This is a genomic window from Fodinicurvata fenggangensis DSM 21160 (genome assembly GCF_000686045.1).
Lineage (GTDB): Bacteria > Pseudomonadota > Alphaproteobacteria > Kiloniellales > DSM-21159 > Fodinicurvata > Fodinicurvata fenggangensis.
Genome location: NZ_JMLV01000028.1, coordinates 1 through 6,139, shown reverse-complemented (window position 1 = coordinate 6,139; position 6,139 = coordinate 1). Strand labels below are relative to the sequence as shown.

Annotated in this window: 2 protein-coding genes; both read left to right on the top strand. The window is 56.3% G+C overall.

The features are described from left to right. The first annotated feature begins 80 nt into the window (after positions 1 to 80). On the top strand, positions 81 to 5,696 hold the full coding sequence (locus tag BP38_RS21515) for a VWA domain-containing protein (protein WP_211250395.1): 5,616 nt from the start codon (positions 81 to 83) through the stop codon (positions 5,694 to 5,696). Positions 5,697 to 5,898: 202 nt separating this feature from the next. Beyond that, positions 5,899 to 6,139 (top strand): transposase (locus BP38_RS23420; protein WP_026988876.1); only part of this gene is annotated, 241 nt, incomplete at its 3' end.

Here is a 6,139-nt window from a genome sequence, read left to right as displayed (position 1 = left end):
AGGACGGCAGCGAGCTGACGCTGACGTTTGAGCGCTACGAGGGTCAGTCCGAGGAGGGCGAGTATGCCGGTCCGACGTCTGTGGACCTGGCTGGCCAGCTTGGCATTGAGCTGCCGGTTGACGACAGCACGGACTTCACGCTGACGGGCAAGGCGCAGACGCAGGAGTATGACGACGACGGCTTTGCCGAGGATGGCGCGTATCGCGAGTTGATCGATGGCTGGCAGGAGTGCAACGACTGCGGCGACAAGACCGAGTGGACGGCGGAGTCGAGTGTGTCGTTCAAGGTCGAGGGCGTTGTGGCCGAGGCGGAGACGGGCTTTGGGTCCTATGGCGAAGCCTGTGCGCCGATCATTGTCGGCGGCGAGGCGGTGTCTGCGGGCGCCTCTGAGTGGCCGGGGACCTGGGCGGCCTACGAGCAGAGCTGGCAGGATGTTGACGGGATCAGTCTGTCTGCGACGGGCGGCGATGTTGTGTTCCGCGGTCCCAACACGGGCCCGAACGACCAGGTGAGTGCGCCTGGTGCCTTTGGTGTTGGCGTGAACGGCGGCAGCATCGACGAGGTTGATGGTCCTGAGATACTGCGGGTTGATTTTGACGGCCCTGGTGCTGCGAGCGTGGATGTCGGTCTGTCGATGTTCTACGGCGGCGATATCGGCACCGAGAAGGGCACGATCACGGTCTACGGCGAGAACGACGAGGTTCTGGGCACGATCGAGATCAGCGGCGAGCAGGATTCCTACCCGAACTCTGCGGGTCTGCTGGACCTGTCGATTGGCCAGAAGGACCTGGACACGAAGGGTGCGATCAAGGCGCTTGAGTTCCAGGCCGGAGAGCCGGGTGACAACAATTCCCAGAGCGACCTGTTCCTGCAGTCACTGAGTTACGAGAAGGCGGAGCTTGCGGGCTGGGCGTTCTCGGAGGATGGCGAGAAGTCGTCGTCCGAGCATGGCTACAAGGTTGACGAGAGCAGCCTTGTCATTCCTGTGAAGTATTCAGCGACGGCGCAGGATGACGACGGGTCCGAGGGGATTTTCCGGATCAAGCTGGACAAGGGTGACAGCGAGGGGTCCTGGACGGATGCCGCGGGCGCGGCTCTGGGCGACAGCGTTGAGATTGACGGTCAGACCTGGGGTGTCGAGATCAACGAGGACGGCCAGCTGGTTCTGAGTTACGACGAGGCTGAGAACGCGCAGGGCGACTTTGATGTTGCGGCGCCGACGTCGGTTGATCTTTCCGAGGTGATCGGGGTCAAGCTGGACATTGACGACAGCACGGACTTCACGCTGCAGGGCAAGGCCTGGACGCGGGAGTACGACGACAATGCCTTTGAGGACCTCGGCGACCGCACGCTGACGGGTGATTGGGAAGAGATCAGCGCGGACTGTGCGGACGAGGAAGCCAAGAGCGGCTGGGACTCGATCGAGATCCGCGTGGACGGCGTTGCCGGAGCGGCAAAAACCTGGTTCGCCGGAGATTCGGAGTATCAATCTCTATCCGGAGAGAACGATGCTCTCCGGATTCCTCTAAACCACGTTGCGAAAACACAGGATGATGACGGTTCTGAGGGTATTACCAGGCTAAGTCTGAGCCTTGGTGCCGGCCTGCTTGGTGTAACGTGGCTCAAGGATGGTCAGGAAGTTCTGGCGGATACATCTGTTGAGCTAACCGACCAGAAAACCGACAAGGAATACACCTTTAACATTAAGGAAGTCAGCGGCGACCAGCTTGTTCTGGAACTGGATGGCAGTGATTATCCCGGGCCGGAGAAAGTGGATCTGGCCGATGATGGGTTTAAGTTTGAACCGCCTGAAGGTTATAGCGGTGACTTCACTTTAAATATCGATACAACCACGACCGAATTCGATGATGACGCCTTCGATGACCTGAGTGAGCGAAAGCTTGCTTCGGATTGGCAGGAGATCTGTGGCGATTGCGGCGACAAGACCGCAACCGTATCGGACAAGATCGGTTTCCAGATTGAAGAGCCTGCCAATACCCCGCCGCAGGCGGATCGTGTGGATACCCAGGCTTTGGCGGTCTGCGAGATCGATGGAGCTCAAGCTGATCAGTTGGAAGGGATCATCAATCACCTGGGTAGTAACTACGATGTCGTGGCGGCACGTCCTCTCACCATCAACGATATGATCGATGGTGAGGACTCAGGTAATGACGACGTCACTCTGGGCGGACTGGACTCGGAGTCCGACCTGGCCGATCTCACCTTCCGCATCACGGAAGCCCCCGATCGCGGTTTCCTGGTGGTCGAAGATGAGAATGGCAATTACAGCATCATCGATGACTCCACTGACCTTACGGATGACAGCAATTCCACCTTCTCTTCAACTGCCAAGGTCTGGTGGTTGGGTGAGCAGGATGATGTCTATGAAGAAGGTACGGAGACCTCTACCGACCCAGACAAAGCACCTACGCTGAGCGGTAATACTGACACCTGGGAGCTCGATGGTTCGGGAGAAGTCGACCTTCGCGGCCTCAAGAAGGATGGAAGCGACTGGATTGAGTCAGGATTAAGACATAACAATGGAATTGGTCTTGCTGTGGGTGACAGTGCCGCAGCGCAGGTCGATGACGATGAGCGTATAGAGTTTGACTTCAATCAAGCAGTCAATCAGGCACAGTTTACGCTAAAGCCGTTCAATGGGGTGCCAGAAGAGAACGGCATCGCATGGACCATCTTCGATGAAGATGGCACCAAGATTGATAGTGGTGTCGACAATCCATCTGATGGGCCGAATGGCAGCACGGCCATCTTCGATTTCCAGTCAGACCAGCCATTCCACAAGATCTGGATCGGTCCGGCTGAGGGCGATAACGGCGAATCTGCCAAGTTCGGTATCAAGGACTTCAGTTTCGTTCCTGTTGAGAAGATGCCCGCCAGCTTCAAGTACGAAGTCGAGGATGAAGGTGGCCTGACCAGTGATCCCGCGACGGTTACGATCGACCCGGCCGATGGCAGCTGCAAGATCGATCTCGGCACTCCGGACGATGGAAAGGTTTTCGAGAAGGGCCTGGGAGACGGCAGTGATACCGACGCGGCCTTGATTACGGATAGCGGTGATCTGGGGGTGACGAACCCCAGTGAGACGTCGCTCTCCTTTAGCGAGAACCAGCCGGCCCAGATTGGCCTCACATCCGAAGGCAAGCCGGTTACCTTTGATATCGCCGGGAATGTTCTGACAGGCGTGGCAGATGGAGAGGATGTCTTCACGGTTACGCTCAACAATGACGGAACCTACTCGTTCGACCTGCACGGCAATCTCGACCATGACTATGGAGACGATGGCCGCGATGACCTTGACCTGATGTTCAACTTCAAGGCCGAGAAGGACGGCAGCAGCCAGGTCGGCAGCTTCAAGGTCACTGTCGAGGACGATGTGCCCGCGGCTGAGAATGACGACGCCTCGGCCAGCAAGGGACTGAAGGAGCCGGTCAACCTGACGCTCGTACTCGATCGCTCAGGGTCGATGGAGGAGCATGTCAACGGAACGGGCAAGAACCGCTTCGAGCATATGCAGTCCGCGGCTCAATCCTTGATCAGCACGTTTGCGGCGGCGGGGGTTGCCTTGAAGCTGAATGTCATCAGCTTCAGCTACAGTGCCGATATTGAGTATGATGGAAGTAATATCGAGGAAGCTAAGGATGCTATCGCCAATATGGCAGGGCCTGCTGGCGGAACGGATTTCCCTGATGCCTTGGAAGTGGCTCAGAAGCAGATCCAGGCAGACCTGAACGATCCTGAGTTCCAGGATTACCTTCAGAAGGTTTATTTCCTGTCGGATGCGGATGACAGTTATGGCTCAACGGATGTGGGGGTCCCGGCCGAGTGGAAGAGCTTCGTGGAGGAACACGGTCTCGACGTTACTGGCGTTGGCATCGACGCCGGCACAGATGCTCAGGCTGCCCTTGGCGAGCTCGACAGTGAAGGCAAGGAGGTTCTCAACGTCGAGGACATCGAGAACCTGGAGCAGGAACTGGTTGCCACAGTCGATGGCGAGCCTGTGACGGGCAATCTCCTCGGCAACGATACCGCCGGGGCCGATGGTATCGTGGTGAAAGGTGTCAAGCTGTCCGGGTCAGACGATTTTGTCGAGATGGACGATGGCACCTTCACGGTGCAGGGTAACCATGGTGTGCTCGTGGTCTATGGCGATGGCAGCTACACCTATACGCCAAGCAATGAGGCATCCGACGGCGGGCAGGATCTTTTCATCTACGAGATCATCGACGGTGATGGCGATACAAGGACAGCCGAACTGACCGTAGATATCGAATCTGCTGATCCAGTTGCTTACAACAATTCAGCTGTTGTTGGGCAATCTACACAGACGATGACTTGGGACCCAATTCAAGAGGGGCAGCCATTCAAAGCAAATGGAGGTGATGCTATCTCTTTCACATGGGATGCTGACTCTGAGTTGAAGGGATTTTCCCTCAAGTTCAGTGATGCATACTTGGATATCGTTGGTCCAAATGGTTCTGCAGAAGTACCCGTAACATCATCTGGTGTGATAGGGCATCCGAGTAGTACGATTGAACTTCCTGACCTTGGAACGGGTGATTATACAATCAATGCTGCTCAAGATAATCCTGGGTGGGGGAGTTTTTCTATCTGGGATCTAGAGATAAGTAGAGAACAGTTAATCTCAAATCCTCTTGAAGGTAACGTCATCTACGACCCCAACTACGATCCGAATGATATAGAGAACTACGGAAAGCAGGACATTCCCTCTAACGATCCTGATGCGACAGAGCAGAATTCCTGGATCAGCAAGGTCGATTACGAAGGGGATGGAGAAGGCTCTTTCGACGTTCCTTCTGGTGCCAGTGATTTCCTGAGGATCGACAGTCAGCTGGGCGATCAGAACGGCTATTTGAAGATCTGGAAGAACGGCGACTACGAGTACGTTGCGTCTTCCGGGCTCGATCAGGACAGCAAGGAAGTCTTCGATTACACCCTGAAAACCGATAACGGTGAAGAGTCTGCCAAGCTGACGATTGATGTTCGGAAAGACGGGTCAATCGGCCAGGATGATTATGTCGGTGGATTCAAGAATGTGGATGATGATAGAGGTTTGGTTTATGTGAATGATGATTTTGGTGGTGAATATAAGGGGGATAACAATGAAAGTAATCGGATTGAGGCCCAAGATGGCAAGCCGTTGGGGGATAACGATCATCTGATCGGTCGTGGGGAAAACGATGTTCTCATCGGCAACAATGGGGATGATCTCCTTGAAGGCCACGGCGGCGATGATCTCCTAGCCGGCGGTAAGGGAGATGATGATCTTTACGGCAATGACGGTGACGACATCCTCAACGGCGGAGCCGGCAAGAACACCATGGACGGTGGCGACGGCAAGGATACCTTCGTCTTCGACGACGAGGCCCTGGCGGACCTGCTGACGAACGGTGATGGAAACGCCGATAGTATCAACAACTTCGATACGGGTGAGGACTCCATCGACCTCTCGGCCCTGTCGGACGTGCTCTATGATCAGGAGAACCTGATCGGCAATGTCCACATGGACGACGATGGGAACCTGACCGTCGATGTCCGGAACGAGGAGGGCAACAAGGAGACCGTGAAGGTGGCCGAAGTCACGGAGAGTGGCGGCGGCGGGGTGTCCGATGCCCAGGTCTATGTCGATGACAACAACAGCGAAAATATCGCCTGAGGCGCTTGAGCTTCGGGACCTGATACGGGGCCGTCCTTCGGGGCGGCCCTTTTTCTATGGCGTTCGGTGAGGCCTGTGCCGTTGGTGCCAGCGCGCTTCGAGGCCCTACCTTGCAGGTCGGGGACCTCAGCGTCGAGACCTTTGCGCGGAAATCAGAGATGTGATTCAATTTTGGAATACACATTGCTGATTGGGGGCGGTTATGGCGCAGAAATCGGTTGGTCAGCTGGGTTTCGGAGATGCCATGGTTGAGGAGAGCCGTGGCCAACGTGAGGATCGCCTTGGCCGGATCGATGGGCTCCTCGAGTGGTCCCGCTTTGAAGCTCTTTTGTCGGGCCTATATCCCTCGCGCCGGGGCGAGCCGGCCTATCCACCGCTTTTGATGTTCAAGGCCTTGCTGCTGCAGCGCTGGTACGGCCTGTCGGATCCGGGCCTTGAGGAGG